Raw genomic sequence first — 24,473 nt, 5'->3', positions numbered from 1 at the left:
ATGAAGCGGTCTTCCGCCCTGACACCATCACCTGAGGGTGAACGCCCTGTCAACGGTGCGCGAACCCCACCGCACGAGATCAGTACGAGGAGGCGTCCTCGCCCCCGCTGCCGGTTCCACCGGCGAGGCGATCGCGAAGGTCGTCGAGGATGACCCGGGTCGCGCTCGTCCCGAACCGGGTGACGCCGGCGTCGCGCATCTGCAGCAGCGTGTCGAGTCCCCGCACCCCGCCGGACGCCTTGACCTGGACCCGGTCGCTCACGGCCGACCGCATGAGCGTGACGTCGTCGAGCGTGGCGCCGCCGCCGGCGAAACCGGTCGACGTCTTGACGAAATCGGCTCCGGCACGCTCCGCGACCTGGCACGCGGCGACCTTCTCCCCGTCGGTGAGGAGCGCCGTCTCGAGGATGACCTTCACGATGTGGTCGCCGGACTCCTCGACGACAGCGCGAATGTCGTCCTCGACGTCATCGAGCAGGCCGCTGCGCAACCGGCCGATGTTGAGCACCATGTCGAGCTCCGCGGCGCCGTCGGCGAGGGCCTGCCGCGCCTCGGCGACCTTCGCCTGGGTCGACGTGGTCCCGTGGGGGAACCCGATGACGGTGCCGACGGCGACGCCCGAACCGTCCAGTTCCGCGACGGCGTGGACGATGTCGCTCGGGCGCACGCACACGCTGAAGATTCCGTACTCGCGGGCGAGCGCGAGGTCCTCGTCCACCGCGGCACGTGTGAGTTCGGGTTTCAAGATGGCATGGTCGATCTGCCCGGCGATCTCCGCGACGGTCGGCAAGCTGCTCATGGGGATCGAGTCTAGGCCGCGTTGCCAGCCGGATCGGCGGGTCGGGCACCGCGGATTCGCTCCCGCGTGTTTCCATAGGAGCCATGCCGTGGCACGTCTCCCTCCCCTGCCGCCGGTCTCACCGGCCCGTGGAGGCGTCGGCGTGAGCGCCACACTCGGGGATCGTTTCGAGGCGCAGGCGCCGGTGGAACGGTCGTCCTCCGCCGCTGCACCGGCTCGGCTCGCGTCGCTGGACGGACTGCGTGCCGTGGCCGTGCTCCTGGTCATCGGTTACCACGCGGCACCCCAGTGGTTGCCCGGCGGATTCGTCGGCGTCGACGTCTTCTTCGTGCTGAGCGGCTTCCTCATCACCGCGTTGTTACTGCGCGAGCTGCAGCGTGACGGCCGCGTCGGGCTCCGGGCGTTCTGGATCCGCCGCTTGCGGCGCCTTGCTCCGGCGCTCGTGTCCATGGTGGGAGTGATCGCCGCGCTCACCCTCGTGGTCGGCCACGAGACCGCGGCGGGTCTTCGCCGTCAGGCGTTCGGGGCGCTGACCTGGACCAGCAACTGGGTCCAGATCCACGAGGGGTGGTCGTACGCCGATGAGGGCCTGCCCCCAGTGCTGAACCACCTCTGGTCGCTGGCGATCGAGGAACAGTTCTATCTCGCGTGGCCGCTCGTGTTCGTGGTGCTCATGACTCTGGGAGGTCGTCGCGCCACCAGGGTCGCCTCAGTGGTTCTCGTCGCAGTCTCGGCCGCACTGTTCGCGATCTGGTACCTCACCGCCGACCCGACCCGGGCCTATCTCGGACTGGACAGTCACGCCTTCGGCCTACTGCTCGGTGCTGCACTCGCCCTCGGCCGGAGTCCGCACCTGCTGCGCGACGAGGCTACGACGCCCGCTCGTGGCAGCGCCCGATTGAGCGCCTGGGGCGCTTGCGGTCTCGTCGCCCTCGGCTTGTACGCAGCGTTCGTCGCCTGGGACTCGCCCGTCACGTACGTCGGCGGGCTGGTGGCGGCCAACGTCGCCGCGGCCGCGGTCGTGCTCGCCGCGGCGAACCCCACCGGGCTCGCCCGCGCGCTGGCGGTCGCGCCACTGCGCTGGCTGGGCGAACGCTCGTACGGGTTGTACCTGTGGCACTGGCCGCTCATCGTCATCGCCACGCGGTTGACGCCGGCCGAGCACGTCCAGCTCGCGGCCTGGGGCGCGGTGCTCGCCGCCGTGCTCGCCGCGGCCGCCTCCTACCGCTTCCTGGAGCTGCCCATGCGCCGCGACGGGATCGGCCGCACCTTCCGCCGCTGGACGGAGTCACTCGGCACGAAGGGGTACCGACCGCGACGATCACGGGCGATCGCCACCGCGGCCTGTGTGACGGTGCTGACGGCCCTGTTCGCGGTCTGGACGGCTCCCGAGGAGTCCCGCATCGCCTCCACCCTCCGCGAGGGTCAACGCGCGGTCTCGGCCTCGATGGAGAATCTCGACGAGGCGGAGGTTCCCGCACCGCCGGAGCCCCAGCCCGAGACTGAGGCGAAGCCCGCCCCCGAAACTCCCGGTTGCGAGCCGGTTCCCCCGGGCGAGCCGGTCAGCGCGTTCGGCGATTCGGTCACCGTCGCCGTCGCGCCCCAGCTCATGCATCGGCGTCCCGAGTCGGCGGCGGTCGCCACGGTCGGCTGGCAGTACCAGGACGTCGCTCGCGCGATCCGTGACGCCAACGCCGCCGGCCACGTGCGCCGCGGCGTGCTCATCGCCACCGGTACCAACGGCGCGATCGATCATGCCGACCTCGACGCGCTCGTGTCGCGCGACCTCGCCGGGCGACAAGTCACGCTGGTCGCGCCCTACGTCCCCGGTCGATCGTGGTCGGACCAGGCGTTGGCCACCGTGCGGGCGGTGGCGGAGGCGCACCCGCACGTACACCTGGCGGACTGGAACGCCCTCGCGATCGCCCGTCCCGATCTCACCGGAGCCGACCGCGTGCACCCGACCGGAGCCGGCCAGGGAGCGTTCCTCGACACCGTCGACCACGCCTTCGCGACGTGCTGACGCCGACACGCGTCGTGATCCTCGCCGGCCCCTCCGGAGCCGGTAAGTCGCATCTCGCTCGCCGCCTCGGGTGGCCGGTACTACGACTCGACGACTTCTATCGCGAGGGCGACGACCCAGCCTTGCCCATCAGCTCGTTCGGCATCCCGGACTGGGACGACGTGCGCAGCTGGGACGCCGCCGCCGCTCTCGAGGCGATCGTCACCCTGTGCGCGGAGGGCGAGGCCGACGTTCCGGTGTACGACCTCGGTCTGAGCCGCCGGACCGGGATGCACCGCGTGAGCGTCCCGGGGCGGCGGTTCATCGCCGAGGGGCTCTTCGCGCCGAACATGGTGCGCGCCTGCCGCGACGCAGGGGTGCTCGCCGACGCGATCTGCCTGGTCCGCCCGCGGCTGGTGACCTTCGCTCTGCGCCTCGCCCGCGACTTCCGCGAGGCCCGCAAGCCACCGAGCGTCCTGATCCGACGCGGATGGCGGCTCCTCGGGGCCGAGGGTGAGGTCGTGGCGCGCGCCGTCGCGGCGGGTTGCGAGCCGATGAGCCCGCAGCGCGCCTACGCCCGGCTGACCTCCTGACCTGGTGTCGTGGTCTCGATACGCTCCCTCGCAGAGCTCGGTCGCTACTCGACCACCACATGCGGGTTGAGCTCGGTCGCTACTCGACCACCTAAGGGGCTACTGGATCTCGTCGAGGGCGGCGTAGGCGGGCTTGATGGTCTCGTTGATGAGCGCGAGGCGTTCGTCGAAGGGTAGGAAGGCGCTCTTCATCGCGTTGACGGTGAACCAGCGCAGATCGCCGAGGGAGTATCCGAACGCATCGGTCAGCAGCCGCATCTCCCGGCCGATCGAGGTCTGGCTCATGAGCCGGTTGTCGGAATTGATCGTGACGCGGAAGCCGAGTTCGGCGAGCATCGCGATGGGGTGCTCAGCCACCGACGCCGCGGCGCCGGTCTGAACGTTCGACGACGGACACATCTCCAACGGAATGCGACGATCGCGGATGTACGCCGCCAGGCGGCCCAGGTGGGGACGTTCCGCGCCGGCCTCGATGTCGTCGACGATGCGGACCCCGTGCCCGAGCCGGTCGGCTCCACAGCGCTGCACCGCCTGCCAGATCGAGGGGAGGCCGAACGCTTCGCCGGCGTGAATGGTGAAGTGGGCGTTCTCCCGGCGCAGGTACTCGAACGCCTCGAGGTGCAGGATCGGCGGGAACCCGTCCTCCGCACCAGCGATGTCGAAGCCGAAGACGCCGCGGTCGCGATAGTCGACGACGATCTTGGCGATCTCCAGCCCGCGCGACGCGTGCCGCATCGCGGTCAGCAACTGGCCGACCACCATGGGCGAGCCGACGGCGTGAACCGCCGCCACACCCTCGTCGATGCCCGCTTGCACCGCGTCGACGGCCTCGGTGAGACTGAGCCCGGCCTGCTGATGCTGCTCGGGCGCCCACCGCAGCTCGGCGTACACCACGCCGTCGGCAGCGAGATCCTCCACGGCCTCGCGGGCTACCCGTCGCAGGTCTTCAGGACGCTGCATCACCGCGACGGTGTGCGCGAAGGTCTCCAGGTAGCGCTCGAGAGACCCCGAGTTCGAGGCGACGGCGAACCACTCTCCGAGTTCCTCGGGCGTGGCGGGGAGCGGATGCCCGATCTGCTGAGCGATGTCGGCGACCGTGCTGGGCCGCACTCCGCCGTCGAGGTGCTCGTGCAGGGCCACCTTGGGGCATCGGGCGATCTGCTCGTGCGTGGCACGCGTCATGCGGAGGGTCCTTCGTTGTCCATGAGCAGGACGACCGCCTCGGCGACGCAGGCCGGCCGGTCTCCACCCTCGATCTCGACGGTGTGCTGGAGCGTCACCTGCTGCCCCTTGGCGATGTCGCGGACCTCCAGCACCTTGACCCGATCGCGGATGCGGGAGTCGACGCGCACCGGCGCGACGAACCGCACGGTGTTGAGTCCGTAGTTCACGCGCGCGACGTCACCGGCGAACGCGTACACCTGGGCGCCCAGGAAGGGCAGCATGGACAAGGTCAGGTAGCCGTGTGCGACGGTGGCACCGAACGGGCCGTCGACCGCGCGCTCGGGATCGATGTGGATCCACTGCCGGTCCCCCGTGGCGTCCGCGAACAGGTCGATGCGCTCCTGCTCGATGGTGATCCACGCGCTCACCCCCAGTTCGGTGCCTGCGGCATCGGCGATCTCCTGGCGGTTGTTCAGCACACGCATAGGGCGACCCTAACCAATCCGGTCGATGACCACGCGACCTAGGTCACAGTCACGATCGTCGATGTCCCATGCGCCCTCCAGCGCCTGATGCGCCCAGCCGAAGCGCTCCGGTGTCTCGGTGTGCAAGGTCAGCAACGGTTGCCCGGCGGTCACCCGATCGCCGGGCTTCGCGTGGATCTCCACGCCGGCCGTGGCCTGCACCGCCTCGCCCGCACGGCTGCGCCCGGCGCCGAGGCGCCAGGCCGCGACGCCGACCGACAGCGCGTCGAGCCGCTGCAGCACGCCGCTCTCGGCAGCGGTGATGGTCTCCGTCTCGGGGGCGACCGGCAACGGAGCGTCAGGGTCGCCTTCCTGCGCGCTGATCATCCGCCGCCACACGTCCATGGCCCGGCCGTCGGCCAGGGCGTCGGCCGGATCGACGTCGCCGCGTCCTGCTGCGGCCAGCATCTCGCGGGCCAGGGCGAGCGTCAGCGCGACGACGTCGTCCGGTCCTCCTCCGGCGAGTACCTCGACCGACTCGCGCACCTCGAGGGCATTGCCGACGGTGAGCCCCAAGGGCGTGCCCATCTCGGTGAGGAGCGCGACGGTACGGACACCGGCGTCGGTGCCGAGCGCGACCATCGTCTCGGCGAGCTCGCGCGCCTCGGCCTCCTTTTTCATGAAGGCACCGGACCCGGTCTTGACGTCCAGCACCAGCGCGCCGGTGCCCTCGGCGATCTTCTTGCTCATGATCGAGCTGGCGATGAGCGGGATGCACTCGACCGTGCCGGTCACGTCACGCAACGCATAGAGCTTCTTGTCGGCGGGCGCGAGCCCGGAGCCGGCGGCGCAGATGACGGCGGCGACGTCCTCGAGCTGGCGCAACATCTCCTCGTTGCTGAGTGCGGCTCGCCACCGGGGGATCGCCTCGAGCTTGTCGAGGGTGCCACCGGTGTGTCCGAGCCCCCGGCCGGACAGCTGCGGCACGGCGACACCGCACGCCGCCACAAGCGGCGCGAGGGGCAGCGTGATCTTGTCTCCGACCCCACCTGTCGAGTGCTTGTCGGCGGTGGGGCGAGACAGGGACGAGAAGTCCATGCGCTCCCCCGACGCGATCATGGCGGCGGTCCAGCGGGCGATCTCCGCCCGACTCATCCCGTTGAGGAAGATCGCCATCGCGAGGGCCGACATCTGCTCGTCGGCGACCACCCCGCGGGTGTACGCGTCGACGACCCAGTCGATCTGCTCGTCCGTGAGCGTTTTGCGGTCGCGTTTGGCGGCGATGACCTCGGTGGCGGCGAACGGCTCGATGCTCATGCTCAAGACTCCTTGGCGGTGACGGGGATGCTCTCGTATCCGCGCAGCACCCAGGTGGGACGACGGGGCGCATCACCGCCGAGCGCCAGTGCCGGGAAGCGCGCAAGCAACTCGTCGATGCTGATCTGGAGTTCGAGACGGGCCAACGGCGCCCCGAGGCAGAAGTGCAGGCCCATGCCGAAGCCGACGTGGGGATTGGGATCACGGGCGACGTCGAATCGATCCGCCTCAGCGAACACCGCGCCGTCGCGGTTGGCCGAGCCCATGAGGCAGGCGACCTTATGGCCCGCCCGCACGGTCACTCCGGCCACCTCGACGTCCTCGGTCGCGGTGCGTTCGAAGAGCTGCAGCGGCGCGTCGTACCGGATCAGCTCCTCCAGCGCCGTCTCGACCGTCACCTCGCCGCCCGTCACCCGGGCGAGCTGCCCGCGGTCGGCCAGCAGAGCGTGCATCCCGTTCCCGAACACGTTGACCGATGCCTCGTGCCCGGCGTTGAGCAGCAGCACGACCGAGGCGACGAGTTCGTCCTCGGAGAGCCGCGTTCCGCCGTCGCGCTCGGCGATGAGGTCGGTGATGAGGTCGTCGCCGGGGTGGTCGCGACGATGGGCCACCACGTCGCGGACGTAGGCGGAGAAGTCCTCGCTGGCTGCGACGGCGGCCTGGCGGGTGGTCTCGTCGACGTCAGGTTCGTACATCCGCACGATCGCCTGGGACCACCGCCGCAGATCATGATGATCGCGCCGTGGCACCCCGAGCAGATCGGCGATGACGAACACCGGCATCGGCTCTGCGTACTCCGCGAGAATGTCGACGGGTCCCGCCGACCGCAGCTGCTCCCCCACAGCGCCGGGAGCGTCGAGCATCTCGGCGGCGAGCTCGGCGATCCGCGGACGCATCCGCTCGACGTGACCCCGGCCGAACGCGCCCGCCACGAGACGCCGCAATCGCGTGTGCGCGGGCGGTTCGTTCTCCATCATCTGGTGGCGGTGCAGGGCGTTGAAGGGCGCCATCTGCTCGACCGGCTGATGATCGGACCACAGCCGGCCGAACCGGCGATCGCGCAGCACGGCGCTGACCGATCCGTGCGTCGTCGCGAGCCAGAGCCCCCACGGTTCATGCCACACCATCGGCGCTTGCGCGCGCAACGCGGCGAGGACCGGGTACGGGTCGGCGAGGAACTGCGGATCGGTGGTGTCGAGCAGGGTGTTCACTGCCGCAAGTCTGTCACGTCGAAGGCGTCGGGAAGCACGTCGGCCATCGACACAGGACCGCGGCTGGTGAGGAGCTCGCACTCGGCTCCCCCGTGTTCCCACAGGAGCTGGCGGCAGCGGCCGCACGGCATGACCGGCTCGCCCTTTCCGTCGACGCACACGACCGCCCGGAGCCTTCCGCCGCCGGTCGAGTGCAGTGCCGAGATCATGCCGCACTCGGCGCACAGGGCGACGCCGTAAGCGGCGTTCTCCACGTTGCAGCCCAGCACGACCCGGCCGTCGGCGACGAGTCCGGCCGCGCCGACCTTGTACTCCGAGTACGGCGCGTAGGCGCGCTGCATGACCTCGGTCGCGTAGCGGCGCAGCGCTTCCCAGTCCACCGGTGCGTCCGCCGGCGTGAATCCGAATCCGGCGTTCATCCGGCTTGCCCCCGTCGATAGGACTTTCCGCTCGCCGCCGGCATCCGTAGTCGTTGTGAGGCGACGGCGAGGACGAACAAGGTGAGCACGTACGGGGTCATGCCGGTGAAATCGGACGGCACGGAATCCACCGCGAGGTACCAGACCAGCAGCGCCACCGCGATGAGCGCGACGACCAGGCCCGTCACCCGCTCGCCGCCGACGTACTTCAGGGCCGCGTAGCCGAGCAGGATGAGCGACAACAGGAGCAGCAGAGCGTGGACGAGCGGGCCGTTGTCCGACAGCAGGCTCACCCCGTCGGCGTAACCGAACATGAGCGAACTGGCCAGCACGCCGGTGGGATTCCAGTTGCCGAAGATCATCGACGCCAGGCCGATGTAGCCACGACCGTTGGTCTGCCCGGTGGTGAACGACGACGATGCGACCATCGCGAGGTACGCGCCGCCGAGACCGGCGAACGCCCCGGAGATGAGTACCGCGATGTACTTGTAGCGATACACGTTGACGCCGAGCGTCTCCGCCGCCTGCGGGTTCTCCCCGCACGAGCGCAGGCGCAATCCGAACGGCGTGCGCCACAGCACCCACGCCGTCACGGCGACGAGCGCCACTGCCAGGATCGTCAGCAGCGACAGCCGCGTGGTCACGCCGGCTACCGCTGCGGCCACGTCGGAGATGAGGAACCACCGTTGCTCGGAAACCCATCGGGCACCGTCGGAGATCCCCGGAATCGTGACCTCCGTGGGGACGGCGTAGCCCGAGAGGTTGCGCGGACCGCCACCGTCGAGATCGGTGAAGAAGGTCTGTGCGAGATAGCCCACGGCACCGAGTCCGGCGATGTTGATCGCCACACCGGAGATGATGTGGTCGACCCCGAAGGTGATGGTGGCGACCGCATGCAGCAGACCGCCGAGGGCTCCCATCAGCAGGGCGCCGAGGACGCCGACCCAGGCACCGAAGTGGTAGGCGAAGAAGGCCGCGCCCCACGTACCGAGCAGCATCTGGCCCTCGAGCCCGATGTTGACGATGCCGGCGCGCTCGGCCCACAGACCGCCGAGGCCGGCGAGCAGGATCGGGCACGCGGCGATCAGCGCGAGCCGCAAGGTTCCCGGCGTGGTCATCCGGCTCTGGTCGGTGAACACGCGCACGAGAGACACCGTCACGATCGCAGCGAGCGCGAGGACCAGCGTGAGGTGGCGGTACTGGCGGATCGCCGAGGGAGCCGAAGCGAGGATCGTCATGCCGGAGCTCCTGTCGTCGCGGGCTCGAGTTCTCGGGCCACCCGTTCCTGCTCGCGCCGGACCTTGATCCGCCGTGCGATCTCGAAGGCGATGACCACCATGAGAACGACGACGCCCTGGGTGATCTCGACGACGTCGCGCGCCACGCCGACGCTCTGCAGGCGGTTGGACTGGGTGGCGAGGAAGGCGAACAGCAGCGACCCGAAGCCGATGCCCAGCGAGGTGTTGCGTCCGAGCAGTGCCACCGCGAGCCCGGTGAACCCGAGTCCGCGCTGGAAGTACTCCGGGATGCCGAACGTGTGCGTGCTGCCGAAGAAGCTCGGCATCCACACCAGGCCGGCGATCGCGCCGGAGATGGCCATGACGACGAGCACCATCCGGCGCGGGTCGATGCCGTTGGCGAGCGCGGCGGTACGCGATTCGCCCGTGGTGCGCAGGTCGAAGCCGAAACGGGTCCAGCCCAGCAGGAACGCGTAACCGATGCCGACGATGACGGCCAGGATCGCCAGCGCCCAGATGTCCGGAGCGTCCGCGAACAGACCGAAGCCCAGCGGCTGGCTCGACGGCGCGATCTTGGGGGTGGTGAACGTGTAGCCGCTGCGTTCTCCGTAGTTCTTCACGAGGTAACCGGCGAGCGTCAGCGCGACGTAGTTCAGCATGATCGCGGAGATGACCTCGCTGACGCCGCGGGTGACGTTGAGGATCGCCGCGATCATCGCCCAGACGACGCCGGCGAACATCGCGACGACGAGCGTGGCGAGGATGTTCAACGGCCCTGGCACGATGCCCGCGCCGGCGAAGAAGGCGCCCGCGCACGCGCCGACGATGTACTGCCCCTCGACCCCGATGTTGAACAGTCCCATGCGGAAGCAGATCGCGGCGGCGAAGGCCGACAGGGCGATCATCGACGCCTGGTTCACGATGATGATGGTGTCGCGGTGGCTCGGCACCGACAGCATGGTGTCGACGAAGCCGCCGATCGGGGCACCCGTCGCCCACACGACGATGCTCGTCGCGACGAGCGCCGCGACGATCGCGACGACCGTCGGCAGGATCGAGTACGTGACGGCCTGCGTGATCCGCCGCCCCACCTGACCGTTCCGCTGCCCGCTCACGCGGCGCCTCCTGTCATCGCGGCGCCCAGATCCTGCGCCGACACGTCGTCGGGGTCGAAGTGGGCGGTGATCCGGCCGCGCAAGATGACCTCGAGGCGGTCCGACAGCCCGATGAGCTCGTCGAGGTCCGCCGAGATCAGCAAGACGCCCAGGCCGTCGTGACGGGCGCGCCGGATGTGGTCCCAGATGGCCGCCTGAGCACCCACGTCGACCCCACGCGTGGGATGCGAGGCGACCAGCAGCACGGGATCCCCACTCATCTCGCGCCCGACGATGAACTTCTGCTGGTTGCCGCCCGACAGGGCGCGCGCGGAGGTGTGCACCGAGGGAGTGCGGACGTCGTACTCGGCGACGATCCGTTCGGCGTCCTCGCGTGCCCCGCCGGGGTTGAGCAGCGGTCCGCGCGTGACGGGCCGCTTCGTCTGGTGTCCGAGGATGCGGTTCTCCCACAGCGGGAAGTCGAGCACCACGCCGTGGCGGTGCCGGTCCTCGGGGATGAATCCGACGCCACGTTCGCGCACCTTGCGGGTGGCGAGCCGGGTGATGTCCTCCTCGGCGAGCGTGATCGTGCCGCTGGTGGCCCGGCGCATGCCCATGATGACCTCGACCAGCTCGGTCTGGCCGTTGCCCTCGACGCCCGCGATGCCGACGATCTCGCCGCGGTGGACCGTGAGGTCGACGTCGTCGAGCAACCGGCGCCCCCCGTCGCTGGCCAACGCGACCCCTCGCAACGCGAGAATGGGGACGTCGGTGACGGTGTCCTCGCTCAGGTCCGGGCTGGGCAGTTCCGCACCGACCATGAGCTCGGCCAACTCGTGCTTGGTCGCCGAGCGCGGATCGGCGGTACCGACCGTCGTGCCGCGGCGCATGACGGTGATGTCGTCGGCGATATCGAGCACCTCGTCGAGCTTGTGCGAGATGAACAGCACCGAACGGCCGCTGGCCACGAGATCACGGAGATTGGCGAACAGCGCCTCCACCTCGTGCGGAACGAGGACCGCGGTCGGCTCGTCGAGAATGATGAGGGAAGCGCCGCGGTACAGCACCTTGAGGATCTCGACACGCTGACGGGCGGCGACGCCGAGCGTCGCGACGAGCGCGTCGGGATCGAGTTCGAACCCGTAGGCCTCGCAGATCTCCCGGACCCGCGACCTCGCCGACTCGCCGATGCCGTGCAGCTTCTCCGCGCCGAGAACGACGTTCTCCAGGACGGTGAGGTTGTCAGCCAGCATGAAGTGCTGGAAGACCATGCCGATACCGGTGTCGATCGCGTCGGTGGGTGATGCGAAGCGGCGTTCCGCCCCGTCCACGACGATCGTGCCGCCGTCCGGCGCCTGGACGCCGTAGAGAATCTTCATGAGCGTCGACTTGCCCGCACCGTTCTCGCCGATCAGGGCGTGAACAGCGCCGGGACGGATGGTGAGGTCGACGTCGTGGTTCGCGACGACGCCGGGGAAGCGCTTCTCGATCCCCCGCAACTCCACGTGCATGCTCGCCTGTCTCCCTCTCCGTGTCGCTGGCCGAGGCCCGGGGCCGCACCGATCGGTGCGGCCCCGGGCCTCGCTCGATCAGCCTCAGGGCTGCTCGGGGACCTCGATCTCCCCGTCGATGATCTGCTGCTCGTAGTCCTCGATGGTGGCGATGATCTCCTCGGAGAGGAGGTCACCGGACGTCGAGTAGCCCACGCCCTCGTCGGCGAGCGTGAACAGCGAGTAGCTCGACAGCGGCTCCCCGTCGACCGCCGACTTGATGAAGTCGTAGGTCGCGACGTCGACGCGCTTGAGCATCGACGTGAGGATGTGCGGCTGCTGCTCCGGCGAAGCGGTCAGGTACTGATCCGAATCGACGCCGATCGCCCAGAGGTCCGCGCTGGTCACCGCGTCGAAGACGCCGATGCCCGAGGCGCCGGCCGCGTGGAAGATCACGTCCGCGCCGTCGTTGATCAGGCCCTCGGCGGCGGCCTGGCCACCGGCCGGGTCGCCGAATCCGCGGGGATCGGTCTCCTCGATGTAGGTCGAGACGACCTCGACATCGGGGTTGACCGCTTCGACGCCCGCGGCGAAGCCGGCCTCGAACTTCTGGATGAGCGTGTTGTTGACACCGCCGACGAACCCGACGGTGTTGCTCTCGGTCTGCTCCGCGGCGGCGACGCCGACGAGGAACGACCCCTCGTTCTCCGCGAACGTCAGGTACGCGACGTTGCAGTTCTGCTCGTCCTCGGTCGGGTCGAACCCGTCGATGACGGCGAATGCCACGTTCGGGTAGTCCGGCGCGACCTTGTCGACCGACTCGCTGTAGGCGAAGCCGACGCCCACGATGACGTTGTAGCCGTCGCCGGCGAAGCCGCGCAGACGCTGCTCGCGTACCTCTTCGCTCTCGTCGGAGCTGGCCTCACCCTCGGTACCTTCGAAGCCGAACTCGGTCTGGGCCTGCTCGAAACCGGCGTACGCGGCGTCGTTGAACGACTGGTCACCACGACCGCCCACGTCGTAAGCGAGCGCGACCTTGGGATCGCCTTCGATCTGAGTGACCTCGCACTCTTGGGCGTTGGTGTCCTCACCGTCGCCATCGTTGTCCGCTGCCGTGCCACAGGCACTCAGCGCCAATGCGGCCGCGCCCGCGAGAGCGGCAGCCCTGGTCAAACGACGCACTTCTCCTCCTCGTCCCGCGCCAGGTGGTCCGGCGCGTCCACTGCACCCAGCAGACCTTATCCGCGGGCAGGTGCCGTTGGGGAGGGCATCGCGGCTATTGAGCGGGGCTGACACCGATTTGTAACCTGCTCGCATCACAGGGCCCGGACGAGTGCTGCCACTACGCTGAGGTCATGAGCACCGCAGCCTCCACGATCGTCGTCGGCCACGACGGCTCCCGCTTCGCCGACACCGCCCTCGAGTGGGCTCTGGACTGGGCCGAGAAGGCCGGATTGAGCGTCACGGTCGCCCGCAGCTGGACGTTGCGTACCGCTCCGCGACCGAGCACCTGGGAGCCGGGATACGTGCCCCCCGTGGACGACTTCGCCGCTGCGGTCCGCGAGCGGCTCGTGGCGGACGTGGCCGACCTCGTCACGCATCACCCCGGCGTCGAGGTCTCGTATGCCACGCCGCGCGGACCCGCCGCGAACGGACTGCTCGAGCTGTCCGAGGACGCCGCGCTCGTCGCCGTCGGACCTCGCGGTCTCGGCGGATTCAAGGGCCTCGTCCTGGGTTCGGTCAGCGAGGCCGTCGTCCGCCACGCCAAGTGTCCCGTGGTCGTCGTCCGCGGTGCGGACGACCCGGCCGACGCCGAGCGCTCCCTCGACCTCGACTGACCCACTGGCCGCCGGCGGGCGGTCAGTTCGCGCCGAGCGAGGCGGCGGCCGCGAGAACGCGGGCGCCGACGGCGATGGCGCGCTCATCGACGCGCAGGTTGCCCTGATGCAGGTCGTAGGTCGGGCCGTCCGGGGTGCGCGTACCGAGGCGGCCCATCGCGCCGGGAATGGACTCGACGTACCACGCGAAGTCCTCGCCACCGAGGCTCTGCAGCGTCGTGGCGGTGCCCGCCGGGCCGAGCGTCTGGGCCACCGCCTGGCGGAACGTCTGCGTGGCCGCGAAGTCGTTGACCACCGGCGGGACGCCCCGTGTGTAGGTCACCTCCGCGCTCACGCCGAAGGGTTCGATGATGTCGGCGATGAGTCCGCGCACGAGTCGTTCGGCCTCGTGCCAGGCAGCGGCATCCAGCATCCGCAGCGTGCCGGTCAGCTCGCCGACCGAAGGGATGACGTTGGCCGCGTTGCCGGCCGACACCTGACCCCACACGAGGCTCGCTCCGGCGCGCGGGTCGAAACGTCGCGACAGCACGGCAGGCATCTGGGTGATGAGGCTCCCGAGCGCATACGTTAGGTCCTCGGTGAGGTGCGGACGCGAGGTGTGTCCGCCCCGGCCGCTCAACACGACGTGGATGTGGTCGGAGGCTCCGGTGATGGGGCCTTCGCGCAGCCCCACCTGCCCGACGTCCAGGGAGGGATCACAGTGCAGGGCGTAGATCCGGCTCACACCCTGCAGCGCGCCCTCGCGCAGCACCCGAAGGGCGCCTCCGGGCATGACTTCCTCCGCGGGCTGAAACAGCAGGCGCACCCGGTGACGCAGTCCGATCGTCTCCTCCACGCGGGCGAGCGCGTGGGCCGCGCCGACCAGAGCCGCGACATGGACGTCGTGGCCGCAGGCATGCGCGATACCGGGCTGCCGTGAGCGCCACGGGTCCTGAGTGGTGTCGAGGACGGGCAGCGCGTCCAGGTCTGCACGCAGGGCGACGATCGGGCCCTTGTCCGGGCCGAGATCGCAGGTGAGTCCCGTGCCTGAGCCGAGCCGTTCGGGCGCGAGCCCGGACTTCTCGAGCTGCGCGGCCACGACGTCGGTGGTGCGGTGTTCCTGCCAGGACAGTTCGGGGAAGGCGTGGAGGTCGCGACGGAGCTCGATCAGATCGGGGGTGATCACCTCGATCGTGTGGGCGATGACGTCGTGGACACTCACCGCGTCAGGATATCGGTCGGGTCGCGAGACCCGCTCAGGCACGCAGCACCAGCGAGCGGAGCGTCACCTTGCGGATCTTCGCGTAGGCGAGGCCCGCCACGGCGACTCCTGCGCCCGCGATGACACCGCTGATCACGAGTGCCCAGCGGGCGCCGAGGTGCTCACCGATGTAGCCGATCAACGGCGCACCCAAGGGCGAGCTGCCCAAAAACACCATGAGGTACAACGACACCACCCGACCGCGCATCGAGGGCGCCGACGTGAGCTGGATGAGGGCGTTGGCAGTGGTGATCGTGGTGAGCACGCTGAGCCCCACGAGCGGGAGCACCGCCGCGTACGTCGCGTACGTCGGCATGAGTCCCGAGGCGATCTGAGCGAGGGCGAACGTCAGCCCGGCGCCGACGATGAACCGCAGGCGCGGCTTGGGTCGGCGTGCCGCGAGGAGCGCTCCGGCCAGTGAACCGATCGCGAGGATCGAACCGAGGATCCCGAACTCCCCGGCGCCCTTGCCGAACACGTCGGTCGCCATGAGCGCGGACGTGATCTGGAAGTTCATGCCGAACGCGCCGAGGAAGAACACGCAGGTGAACAGCAGGACGAGGTCGGGCCGCCCGGCCACGTACCGCACTCCCTCGCGCACGGCCCCGCGGTGCCGCTCGGCGAGCGGCGCGGGATGAAGACCACTGGGATCCATGAGCAGCAGCGCCACGAGCACGAAGCCGTAGCTGAGGGCATTGGCGAGGATGACCCATCCGGTCGCCTCGACACCCGAGCCGAGGGCGGCGATCAGCAGGCCGGCGAGCCCCGGGCCGATCAGCCGGCCCGAGTTGAACGAGGCCGAATTGAGCGCGACCGCGTTGGAGAGCTGCTCGGCGTCGACCATCTCGCTGACGAACGACTGACGCGCGGGCGCCTCGAAAGCGCGAGCGGTGCCGAACACGAAGGCGAGCACGTAAGCGTGCCACGGCTCGGCGACCCCGAGGATCGCGAGCACGCCGAGGGCGGCCGAGGGTAGCGCCATCGCCACTTGCATCCAGCCGAGCAGGCGGCGCTTCGCGACTCGATCGGCCAGGAGACCGGCGAGCGGCGAGAACAGCAGCGACGGCAGCAACTGGAGTGCGACGACGAAGCCGAGCGCCGCCCCGCTGCCGGTGAGCTGGAGGACGAGCCACGCCTGCGCGGTGTTCTGGAGCCAGGTGCCGACGTTCGAGACGAGGGCGCCGGTCGCGTAGATGCGGTAGTTGCGAACGGCGAGTGCGCTGAACGTCGGGCTCACTCGGCCTCCGCCAACCGGGTGAGCAACGGCACCGCCCGGCGGAGCAGCTCGCGCTCCTCGCGGTCGAGTTCGCCGAGCTGGCGTTCCAACCAGGCGTCGCGGCGTTGGCGCTCGTCATCGAGAATGCGTTCACCGTGATCGGCCAGCGCGACGAGCACCTGACGGCCGTCATCGGGGCACGGAGACTTGGTCGCGTAACCGCAGTCGACGAGCTGGTTCAGGATGCGGGTGATCGACGGCGGCCGGACTCGTTCCCGCGCCGCGATCGCACCGGGCGTGGCCGGGCCGATCTTGGCGACGGTACCGAGGACGGAGAGCTGCGTCGGGGTCAGATCAGACTGGCGCTCTTGGCGCAGCCGCCGGTTGAGTCGGGCCACCGCCAGAGCGAGTTTCTGGGAATCGGTGGGCATGCCTTAAGCATAGCTCATTACCCATGCTAATCAAAGCCGTCCTCACTGGAACGGCGCGGGATCTCCCGCCCCGACGCGGACCACGTTGGCGACACCTTCGGACAGGTCGACCACGGTCGTCGGGGTGCCCACCACGTCGTCCCCCGCGTCGATGATCGCCTCGACCCGGCCGTCGAGCGCTTCGTTGATCTCCCACGCGGTCGTCATGGCCTCGGTCTCGCCGGGGAGGATGAGGGTCGTCGACAGCAAGGGCTCGCCGAGCGCCTCGACCAGCGCGAGGCTGATCTTGTGATCGGGGATCCGCACCCCGACCGTCTTCTTCTTCTCCTGGAGCAGCCGCTTGGGTACTTCGCGGGTGGCCGGGAGGATGAACGTGTACGGGCCCGGGGTGGCGGCCTTGACTGCGCGGAACACCGCGTTGTCGACGTGCACCATCTGACCGAGCTGCGAGAAGTCGCGGCACACGAGCGTGAAGTGGTGCTTCGCGTCGAGGTCGCGGATGGAGCGGATGCGGTCGAGCGCCTCGGCATTGCCGAGCCGGGCGCCCAGGGCGTAGCCGGAGTCCGTCGGGTAGGCGATGAGACCGCCGTCACCGAGGACCGCGACGGCCTGGTCGACCGAGCGCTGTTGCGGATTGACCGGGTGGATGTCGATGAAGCGAGCCATGGTTCGACCCTAGGCCGAACGGGTCATGGCGTCGATTCGTCAGGTGAAGATGCTCACGCCGCCGGGTCCGATGAGCAGCGCGACCACGATTAGCACGATGCCCATGATGAAGTCGCGCTGTACGAGACGCACGATTCCGAGAAGGCCGATGATGACGGCCGCGATCCACAAGATGGTTGCCCACATGGGAGTCTCCCTTCGTTGATCCCTCCAGCATGTCGTGATACGACCGCGTCCGCACTGCGAGCACCGTCGGGGCCCACGCGATCCCCCGGCGTCCGGCATGCGGACAGCGGGTTGAGGAGGAAGACCCGACCCTAGGGTGGAGCGCGATGAGCACTCCTGTGTCGAGCCTTGCCGAACGGCGTGAACGCCAACGGGCACACGATCGCGCCCGCGACGAGCACCACGCCCGTCGCTCCGACCTCCTGCGCCCGCAGCGCGACACCTCCGAACTCCAGGTGATCGCCGCTGACGCGTCGACGCGTTTCGCGGAAGCGTCAACGGACGAGGTACTGGCCTGGGTGGCCGAGGAGTTCGGCTACCGGACGGCCGTCGCCTGCTCGATGGCCGATGCCGTCCTCCCCCACGTCGTGGCGCGGCACCTGCCGTGGGTCGACACCCTCTTCCTCGAGACGGGGTATCACTTCGCCGAGACGATCGGAACGCGGGACGCCGTCGAGGCGGGGATGGAACTGACCATCGTCGACGTCACCCCCGCACAGAGCGTCGAGGAGCAGGACGCGGCGCAAGGTCCGCGGCTGTACGAGCGTGACCCCGGCCTGTGCTGCCAGCTGCGCAAGGTCGAGCCGTTGCACCGCACCCTGCAGGACTACGAGGTGTGGATCACCGGCGTCCGTCGCGAGGAGAGTCCCACCCGTGCCGACACGCCCCTGGTCAGCTGGGACGCGAAGAACGGGCTCGTCAAGGTCAATCCCCTGGCTGCGTGGACGTTCGACGAACTGCTCGACTACGCCGAACAGCACGGCGTGATCGTCAATCCGCTCGTGCAGGACGGTTACCCGTCTATCGGCTGCGCGCCCTGCACACGCCGGGTGGCGCCTGGCGAAGATCCCCGCGCCGGCCGATGGGCCGGTCTGGACAAGACCGAGTGCGGCCTGCACACCTGAGAGAGCTGAGCGATGACCCTCACCCCTTCCCGCGAACTCAGCCAACTGCAGTGGCTCGAGTCCGAGTCCATCCACATCATCCGCGAAGTGGCTGCGGAGTTCGAGCGTCCGGTGATCCTGTTCTCCGGCGGCAAGGACTCCGTCGTGATGCTGCACTTGGCCGTCAAGGCGTTCTGGCCCGCCCGCGTCCCGTTCGCCGTGCTCCACGTCGACACCGGGCACAACTTCCCCGAGGTGCTCCGCTTCCGTGACGAGACGGTGGAGCGGCTCGGCCTGCGGCTCGAGATCGCCTCGGTGCAGGACTACATCGACGACGGCCGACTGCGCGAACGGGCCGACGGCACCCGCAACCCCCTGCAGACCCAGCCGCTGCTCGACGCGATCGCACACCACCGCTTCGACGCGGTCTTCGGAGGTGGCCGCCGCGACGAGGAGAAGGCTCGCGCGAAGGAACGGGTGTTCAGTCTGCGCGACGATTTCGGCCAGTGGGACCCGCGCAACCAACGGCCGGAACTGTGGAACCTGTACAACGGCCGGCACACACCCGGGCAGCACGTGCGGGTGTTTCCGCTGAGCAACTGGACCGAGCTCGACATCTGGCAGTACATCGGTGCGGAGAAGGTCGAGCTCCCGCCGTTGTACTACGCGCACGAGCGCGAGGTCGTCGAGCGCGACGGCATGCTGCTCGCCGTCGGGCCTCACTCCCCCGCGCGCGAGGGCGAGACGGTGACGACCCGGCGGGTCCGTTATCGCACGGTCGGCGACATGTCCTGCACCGGCGCCGTGGACAGTCCGGCGTCCACCGTCGAAGACGTCATCGCCGAAGTGGCGGCGACGCGCGTCACCGAGCGGGGCGCCACCCGTGCCGATGACCGCATCTCCGAGGCGGCGATGGAAGACCGGAAGAAGGAAGGCTACTTCTGATGAGCACGCTGCTGCGCCTGGCCACGGCCGGGTCGGTCGACGACGGCAAGTCCACGCTGGTCGGTCGGCTGCTCTACGACTCGAAGTCGGTGCTGGCCGACCAGTTCGACGCTGTCGAGCGCGTCAGCCGCGATCGCGGCCTGGCGTCGGCCGATCTCGCGCTGCTCACCGACGGCCTGCGTTCCGAACGTGAGCAGGGCATCACGATCGACGTGGCCTACCGCTACTTCGCCACCGCGAACCGGACCTTCATCCTCGCTGACTGCCCCGGCCACGTGCAGTACACGCGCAACACCGTCACGGGGGCGAGCACCGCCGACGTCGTCGTGTTGCTGGTCGACGTGCGCAAGGGTCTGCAGGAGCAGACCCGGCGACACCTCGCCGTCGCCTCGCTGCTGCGCGTCCCGCACGTCGTGGTCGTGGTCAACAAGATCGACCTCGTCGACTACGACCACGACACCTACACTCGCGTCTCCGACGAGGTGATCGCCGCAGCGCGCGATCTCGGCATGCCCGAGGCGCTGACGCTTCCGGTCTCGGCCCTCGAAGGGGACAACGTCGTCACCCGCTCGGCACGGACTCCTTGGTACGACGGCCCCAGCCTGCTGGAGCTGCTGGAAGGGTTGCCCGCCAAGGGCGACCCCGATCACGAACCGCTGCGGTTCCCGGTCCAGCTCGTCATCCGTCCGCAGAGCGCTGCCGACGAGCGCTACCGGGACTACCGCGGGTACGCGGGGCAAGTCGCCTCCGGCGTCGTCCGAGTCGGCGACGCGGTCGCCGTCCTGCCCGGCGGTCGCAGCTCCACCGTCGTCGGCATCGACCAAGCCGGCCAGGAACTGGACGAGGCGTTCGCACCCCAGTCGGTCACCCTGCGACTCGCCGACGACATCGACATCAGCCGCGGTGACCTCATCGCCGCCGCTGCCGACCCCCCCGAGCCCGTCCACGACGTCGACGGCACGGTCGCCTGGCTCGCCGACCACGCTCTCCGGCCGGGCATGAAGGTGCTCCTCAAGCACGGCACTCGGACGGTGCAGGCGCTCGTGCGCACGATCTCCGGGCGCCTCGACCTCGATGCGACCGAGCTGCGACCCGCCGACGCGCTCGAACTCAACGACATCGGCCACGTCACCTTGCGCCTCGCCTCCCCCATCCCCGCGGAGCCGTACGTCCGGGCGCGCAGCACGGGAGCGTTCCTGCTCGTCGACGCCCACGACGGCACCACGCTCGCCGCCGGGATGGTCGGCGACGCGCTGCTCGCGACCGCTACCGTCTGACCGTGACCGCTCCCCTCTTCCCGATCTCGCTGCGCCTGACCGGGCGCCGCGTCGTGGTCGTCGGTGGCGGCCATGTGGCGTCCCGACGGACGACGTCGCTCGTCGAGGCGGGTGCCGACGTCGTGGTCATCGCCCCGGAACTCTCCCCCGCCCTGACCGCGCGGGTGGAACGTGACGAAGTGACGTGGGTGGCGCGCGCCTATCAGCCCGGCGATCTCGACGGTGCATGGCTGGTGCAGACGGCCACCGCCGATCCGGCGACCGACGACGCGGTCGCGCGCGACGCCGAGAAGGCACATCTGTGGTGTCTCAAGGGGGGCGATCCCGAGGCCGCGACGGCGTGGATGCCGGCCACCGGGCGCGTCGACGACGTGGCGGTCGCGATCAACGCCGGCGGGGACGCTCGGCGCGCCGCCACGCTGCGCGATGCGGTGGTCGCGGCGGTCGAGTCCGGCGAGCTTCCGTTGCGCCATCGGACTCATCACCCGGGGGGCAAGGTCGCCCTGGTCGGCGCCGGGCCCGGCGATCCCGGTCTGCTCACCACGCGCGGTCGGCGGCTCCTCGCCGAGGCGGACGTCGTCGTGGTCGACCGGCTGGCACCGCAGGCCGTGCTCGAGGAGCTCGACGAGGACGTCGAGGTCATCGACGTCGGCAAGATGCCCGACCGCCATCCCGTTCCCCAGGAGCAGATCAACGCGATCCTGGTCGACCGTGCGCGCGAGGGCAACATCGTGGTGCGACTCAAGGGCGGCGACCCGTACGTGTTCGGCCGTGGCGGCGAAGAGCTACTGGCCTGCCGCGCCGCGGGAATCCCGGTCGAGGTCGTTCCGGGCGTCACCAGCGCCATCGCCGTCGCGGCGGCGGCCGGCATCCCGGTGACCCATCGCGGGGTCGCGCGCGGTTTCACCGTCGTCACGGGCCACGAGGAGCTCGCCGAGCTCCCCCGCCGCAGCGACCACACCCTCGTCCTGCTGATGGGCGTCAAACGGTTGGCGCAGACCACCGAGGAGCTCATCGCTGCGGGACACGCGGGATCGACGCCCGCGGCCGTCATCGAGCGCGGATTCCTGCCCGATCAGCGGGTGACGACCGGCGTCCTCGCCGACATCGCCGGGCGCGCCGCGCAGGCAGGGGCGAGCGCGCCGGCGATCGTCGTCGTGGGCGACGTCGTCACGGCGCTGTCCTCCTGAGATCAACGGCGGGCATACTCATCACGGACCCGGCGCCCGATCGCCGCCATCGTCCGGAAGTCGCCCCTCGCGAACGTCACGGTGGTCGCCAGCAGCGGGATGCCCCACGCGAGACCGAGCGCCACGCTGAACACCCGACCATCGCCGTCGAACCCGGCCGGATTCCCCGGACTCGCGCCCGCCACGACCAGGCCCGCGGCCATCAACGCCGCGAGGAGGACGAGTGCCGTCGCCACCGCCCGAACCCACGACCCCAGCGTGAAGAAGCGCCCCCAGATCCCGCGACGACCGACGGGTTCGCGGTGCGCGCCGAACCACCGCAACCAGGCGTCCACCAGCCGCGAACCGGAGCGACCGAGCACGATGAGCGCGGCCATCGCACCTGCGTAGACCACGAGGGCGACGCCGAGGAGAAGCCACGAGGCGACGTCCATCCGGCCGTCGACGATCGTGATCGCCGCCAGTCCGACCACGAGACTGGCCAGGCCGGCCACGACGAGGGCGACGCCACCGACGGCCAGCCGCAGCGGCGACGCCAGTGCTCGGTCGAGCGTCATCAGCTGTTCGCGATGGTCTCCCGGGGCCGCCGTGGAGCCATCGACGAGCGCTCGCGCCTGCCTGCCGACGAGCCACATCACGAGTTCGCCTCGTGGGCGACGTGCTCCAGAGCCGGCGGCAGGTAGCCGTCCGGGTGCACTCGACGATCCGGGTCCACGAGCACCCGCTCGGAGGGCAGGGTCGAGGGGTCGTCCACCAGCTGCGCGCCCGCGGCCATCTCGACGGTCAGCAGCTGCAGTGCGGCGAGCTCGTCAGCGCTGAGCGCCACCGCGACGACGCCGAGGAGGACGGTGCTCTCGGGCAGCGGAACCCACGTCGTCACGAGGCCGAGTGCTGACGGATCGTAGCGCGGGAGCTCGACGCGGTGGTCAGTGTCGGCCGCGCGCGCGGCGGACAGCGTCCCCGTGCCCGACACGGCGTCGCGCCCGTCAGGGAGCCGCACGGTGCTGATGTCCATGGCCGGACCCCGGCTCGGGAGCAGCCGTTCGATGAGCCCGGCGGGATTGATCTCGCGCGACGGGGGCGCGGGCATCGTGGTCACTCCCACGGTCCACGCCGTCGGTCGGCGCTGATCCGATCCGGTCTGCTCGCTCACCGAGGTGACGAGAACGCCCAGGTGGTGCCACGAGACACTGGTGGTCCAGGCGTGGGCCTCGCGCAACGCCGCCGCGACCTGAGCCGTCACCTCGGCCGGAAGGTCGGCGGGATCGGTGTCGAGCCGGGAGCGTACGAACGCCTCGACCGTGTCGGCGTCCTCGAACGCGCCGATCTCCAACCACCCGAACGGCAGGGGGGTCGCGAGCATCGGGGTGCTCACCGTGCCTCCTCGCGGCGCGGGTCGAGCTCGTCGACGGCCCCGGAGACGTCGCGGAAGTTGGTGATCCCCCAGTAGACCGCCGACGGAAGGAAGTTCTGGTTCACCTGGAACGCCAGGGTGGCGGTACCGCTGCTCCCCACCCCCGCGATGACCGGGACGAGCGCCCCCATGTTGAGGTTGGCCTCGACGATGGGCCCGACCATGCTGCCGATCTTCGCGCCGACGACGGTGGACACCGCTCCGACGAGGAACTCGCCGAACGCGCCTTCCTTCCCCGCCAGCATGTTGATGCCCGAGACGGCGAGGTCGACCAGACCGGCGATGCGGCCGATGAGCGCGAACGCCCCGGCCAGGGCGGCCAGCGCCGGGAAGAACGGGGTGAGGATCGTGCAGACGAACGCGGCGATGGTCGCGACGGCACCCACGACGCGGGCGAGTTCCTGCAACGCGGGCAGGAAGTCGTCCATGAACCAGTCGGCGGCGTCGCTGAGCCATTCGCCGATGTCGAAGTCGGCCAGGCTCGCGAAGAGCCCCGGCTTGTCCGGGGCGATGTTCATCGCCGTGGTCAGTGACGTGGCGACCTCCGCGCCGCGCGCCTCGACGTCGTCCTGCAGACGCCGCGCGTCCTCGAGGATGCGAGAGATGTCGCCCTGCGCCGCGCTGACGGCACGCTCCGCTGCACGGCGGTCGCGGTCGAACTGTTCGCGCTCGGGAGCGTCCTCCGCCGGCGCCACGAGTCCGTCGAGGCGCTGTTGAGCCGCGACCGCCTGCGACGCCGCCGCGGCCGCTTCGTCCTCCAGCAGTTGTGCGCGCCGACGAAATCCCGGGACATCGCCGACCCAGCCGTCGACGGCGCGAGCGGCGAGCGAGAAGCTCTCGCGTGCCTCCCGGGCGCGCGGCAGGAGTTCATCGTCCACCGACGCACGGAACGCCTCCGCGGACCGGCCTTGCCACGTCCCGTCCTTGCCCTCGAGCAGGCCGATCATCTCGTCGAGTCGGCTCGCGGTGCGACGCAGCTGGTAGGCGATGCTCGCGCCGGAGCCCTCGTCGCTGGCGACGGGATCGAAACCCAGATGGGGATAAGCGGTCACTGCTCGAACGCCCCGCTCAGCTGGCGTTCGGCCTCGTCGAACGTGTCGCGGATCGTCTGCAGCGCTTCGGCGAGACCGCCGGTGAAGTTCGCCAGCTTGCCGATGCCGTAGTCCCATTCGTCGCCGAACTCGCGCAGCGCCTCGCGCAGCCGAACGACCTCGGTCGCGCTACCGGCCAGGTCCGCCATGCCCTCCGTCGGCGCGCGCAGCAGCGGCTCGATGCGGTCGAGATCCCGTTGCGCTCGGCGCAGCAGATCGGTGTCGACGAACAGATCGGCCATGTGTGCCCCCTCGTGCCGGTACG

General features: G+C 70.0%; 26 protein-coding genes. 7 read left to right on the top strand and 19 right to left on the bottom strand.

Going from position 1 to position 24,473, the window contains the following annotated elements:
- Positions 1 to 79 precede the first annotated feature (79 nt).
- Positions 80 to 799 carry a deoxyribose-phosphate aldolase gene (gene deoC / locus D9V41_RS10865; RefSeq protein WP_121794581.1) on the bottom strand — a complete coding sequence of 240 codons (720 nt, stop codon included), beginning with the start codon at positions 797 to 799 and terminating at the stop codon, positions 80 to 82.
- 142 nt (positions 800 to 941) lie between these two features.
- Here deoC and D9V41_RS10860 point away from each other — a divergent pair, with 142 nt between their 5' ends.
- A complete protein-coding gene (locus tag D9V41_RS10860) occupies positions 942 to 2,822 on the top strand; it encodes an acyltransferase family protein (RefSeq protein WP_166376004.1) in 1,881 nt (626 codons plus the stop codon).
- Entirely contained in the window at positions 2,816 to 3,394 is a 579-nt protein-coding gene (locus D9V41_RS10855; RefSeq protein WP_243697240.1) for a uridine kinase family protein, read from the top strand. Before D9V41_RS10860 ends, D9V41_RS10855 begins: the two co-directional genes overlap by 7 nt.
- A gap of 99 nt (positions 3,395 to 3,493) precedes the next feature.
- On the opposite strand, the gene D9V41_RS10850 is transcribed toward D9V41_RS10855, so the two are convergent.
- The 9 genes from D9V41_RS10850 to D9V41_RS10810 form a co-directional block, all read right to left on the bottom strand.
- The gene (locus tag D9V41_RS10850) at positions 3,494 to 4,576 is read right to left on the bottom strand and encodes an adenosine deaminase (RefSeq protein ID WP_121794579.1); all 1,083 of its coding nucleotides are present in this window, start codon (positions 4,574 to 4,576) and stop codon (positions 3,494 to 3,496) included.
- On the bottom strand, positions 4,573 to 5,043 hold the full coding sequence (locus D9V41_RS10845; protein WP_121794578.1) for a MaoC family dehydratase: 471 nt from the start codon (positions 5,041 to 5,043) through the stop codon (positions 4,573 to 4,575). The genes D9V41_RS10850 and D9V41_RS10845 overlap by 4 nt, the downstream gene beginning before the upstream one ends.
- 9 nt (positions 5,044 to 5,052) lie before the next feature.
- Positions 5,053 to 6,339: a thymidine phosphorylase gene (locus D9V41_RS10840; RefSeq protein WP_121794577.1), complete on the bottom strand. Its 1,287-nt coding sequence runs from the start codon at positions 6,337 to 6,339 to the stop codon at positions 5,053 to 5,055.
- A gap of 2 nt (positions 6,340 to 6,341) precedes the next feature.
- Positions 6,342 to 7,550 carry a cytochrome P450 gene (locus D9V41_RS10835; protein WP_243697239.1) on the bottom strand — a complete coding sequence of 403 codons (1,209 nt, stop codon included), beginning with the start codon at positions 7,548 to 7,550 and terminating at the stop codon, positions 6,342 to 6,344.
- A complete protein-coding gene (locus D9V41_RS10830; protein WP_121794576.1) occupies positions 7,547 to 7,969 on the bottom strand; it encodes a cytidine deaminase in 423 nt (140 codons plus the stop codon). The genes D9V41_RS10835 and D9V41_RS10830 overlap by 4 nt, the downstream gene beginning before the upstream one ends.
- Positions 7,966 to 9,207, bottom strand: coding sequence for an ABC transporter permease (locus D9V41_RS10825; RefSeq protein ID WP_121794575.1), 1,242 nt, complete (start codon positions 9,205 to 9,207; stop codon positions 7,966 to 7,968). The genes D9V41_RS10830 and D9V41_RS10825 overlap by 4 nt, the downstream gene beginning before the upstream one ends.
- Entirely contained in the window at positions 9,204 to 10,322 is a 1,119-nt protein-coding gene (locus tag D9V41_RS10820; protein WP_243697238.1) for an ABC transporter permease, read from the bottom strand. Before D9V41_RS10820 ends, D9V41_RS10825 begins: the two co-directional genes overlap by 4 nt.
- Complete coding sequence (locus tag D9V41_RS10815) at positions 10,319 to 11,812, bottom strand: ABC transporter ATP-binding protein (protein WP_121794574.1); 1,494 nt, start codon at positions 11,810 to 11,812, stop codon at positions 10,319 to 10,321. Before D9V41_RS10815 ends, D9V41_RS10820 begins: the two co-directional genes overlap by 4 nt.
- Positions 11,813 to 11,896: 84 nt before the next feature.
- A complete protein-coding gene (locus tag D9V41_RS10810) occupies positions 11,897 to 12,973 on the bottom strand; it encodes a BMP family lipoprotein (RefSeq protein WP_243697237.1) in 1,077 nt (358 codons plus the stop codon).
- A gap of 173 nt (positions 12,974 to 13,146) precedes the next feature.
- Here D9V41_RS10810 and D9V41_RS10805 point away from each other — a divergent pair, with 173 nt between their 5' ends.
- On the top strand, positions 13,147 to 13,629 hold the full coding sequence (locus D9V41_RS10805) for a universal stress protein (protein WP_121794572.1): 483 nt from the start codon (positions 13,147 to 13,149) through the stop codon (positions 13,627 to 13,629).
- Between the two features lie 22 nt (positions 13,630 to 13,651).
- Here the strand turns inward: D9V41_RS10805 and D9V41_RS10800 are convergent, their stop codons facing one another.
- The 5 genes from D9V41_RS10800 to D9V41_RS17820 are packed head-to-tail and all read right to left on the bottom strand — an operon-like array spanning position 13,652 to position 17,368.
- The gene (locus D9V41_RS10800; protein WP_121794571.1) at positions 13,652 to 14,830 is read right to left on the bottom strand and encodes an amidohydrolase; all 1,179 of its coding nucleotides are present in this window, start codon (positions 14,828 to 14,830) and stop codon (positions 13,652 to 13,654) included.
- A gap of 34 nt (positions 14,831 to 14,864) precedes the next feature.
- Complete coding sequence (locus D9V41_RS10795; RefSeq protein WP_121794570.1) at positions 14,865 to 16,106, bottom strand: MFS transporter; 1,242 nt, start codon at positions 16,104 to 16,106, stop codon at positions 14,865 to 14,867.
- The gene (locus tag D9V41_RS10790; protein ID WP_121794569.1) at positions 16,103 to 16,516 is read right to left on the bottom strand and encodes a MarR family winged helix-turn-helix transcriptional regulator; all 414 of its coding nucleotides are present in this window, start codon (positions 16,514 to 16,516) and stop codon (positions 16,103 to 16,105) included. The genes D9V41_RS10795 and D9V41_RS10790 overlap by 4 nt, the downstream gene beginning before the upstream one ends.
- A 42-nt stretch (positions 16,517 to 16,558) precedes the next feature.
- Entirely contained in the window at positions 16,559 to 17,182 is a 624-nt protein-coding gene (locus tag D9V41_RS10785; protein ID WP_121794568.1) for an L-threonylcarbamoyladenylate synthase, read from the bottom strand.
- Positions 17,183 to 17,221: 39 nt separating this feature from the next.
- Positions 17,222 to 17,368, bottom strand: coding sequence for a GPGG-motif small membrane protein (locus D9V41_RS17820; RefSeq protein WP_166376003.1), 147 nt, complete (start codon positions 17,366 to 17,368; stop codon positions 17,222 to 17,224).
- A 146-nt stretch (positions 17,369 to 17,514) separates the two neighbouring features.
- On the opposite strand from D9V41_RS17820, the gene D9V41_RS10780 reads away from it, so the two are divergent.
- From D9V41_RS10780 to cobA, 4 genes are read left to right on the top strand one after another with little or no spacing between them, the layout of a single operon-like run.
- Positions 17,515 to 18,312: a phosphoadenylyl-sulfate reductase gene (locus tag D9V41_RS10780; RefSeq protein WP_121794567.1), complete on the top strand. Its 798-nt coding sequence runs from the start codon at positions 17,515 to 17,517 to the stop codon at positions 18,310 to 18,312.
- 12 nt (positions 18,313 to 18,324) lie between these two features.
- Complete coding sequence (gene cysD / locus D9V41_RS10775; protein ID WP_121794566.1) at positions 18,325 to 19,236, top strand: sulfate adenylyltransferase subunit CysD; 912 nt, start codon at positions 18,325 to 18,327, stop codon at positions 19,234 to 19,236.
- The gene (locus D9V41_RS10770; protein WP_121794565.1) at positions 19,236 to 20,513 is read left to right on the top strand and encodes a sulfate adenylyltransferase subunit 1; all 1,278 of its coding nucleotides are present in this window, start codon (positions 19,236 to 19,238) and stop codon (positions 20,511 to 20,513) included. Before cysD ends, D9V41_RS10770 begins: the two co-directional genes overlap by 1 nt.
- Positions 20,514 to 20,515: 2 nt before the next feature.
- Complete coding sequence (cobA, locus tag D9V41_RS10765) at positions 20,516 to 21,703, top strand: uroporphyrinogen-III C-methyltransferase (protein ID WP_121794564.1); 1,188 nt, start codon at positions 20,516 to 20,518, stop codon at positions 21,701 to 21,703.
- A gap of 2 nt (positions 21,704 to 21,705) precedes the next feature.
- Here cobA and D9V41_RS10760 read toward each other — a convergent pair whose 3' ends face one another.
- The 4 genes from D9V41_RS10760 to D9V41_RS10745 are packed head-to-tail and all read right to left on the bottom strand — an operon-like array spanning position 21,706 to position 24,450.
- Positions 21,706 to 22,341 carry a hypothetical protein gene (locus D9V41_RS10760; protein ID WP_133434171.1) on the bottom strand — a complete coding sequence of 212 codons (636 nt, stop codon included), beginning with the start codon at positions 22,339 to 22,341 and terminating at the stop codon, positions 21,706 to 21,708.
- Entirely contained in the window at positions 22,338 to 23,078 is a 741-nt protein-coding gene (locus D9V41_RS10755; RefSeq protein WP_121794562.1) for a hypothetical protein, read from the bottom strand. The genes D9V41_RS10760 and D9V41_RS10755 overlap by 4 nt, the downstream gene beginning before the upstream one ends.
- Positions 23,075 to 24,169 (bottom strand): hypothetical protein, encoded by a 1,095-nt coding sequence (locus D9V41_RS10750; RefSeq protein WP_121794561.1) that lies wholly within the window; start codon positions 24,167 to 24,169, stop codon positions 23,075 to 23,077. Before D9V41_RS10750 ends, D9V41_RS10755 begins: the two co-directional genes overlap by 4 nt.
- Complete coding sequence (locus D9V41_RS10745) at positions 24,166 to 24,450, bottom strand: hypothetical protein (RefSeq protein ID WP_121794560.1); 285 nt, start codon at positions 24,448 to 24,450, stop codon at positions 24,166 to 24,168. The genes D9V41_RS10750 and D9V41_RS10745 overlap by 4 nt, the downstream gene beginning before the upstream one ends.
- Positions 24,451 to 24,473 lie beyond the last annotated feature (23 nt).

The organism is Aeromicrobium phragmitis (assembly GCF_003674095.1).
GTDB lineage: Bacteria > Actinomycetota > Actinomycetes > Propionibacteriales > Nocardioidaceae > Aeromicrobium > Aeromicrobium phragmitis.
This window is presented reverse-complemented; position numbering and strand designations above follow the sequence as displayed.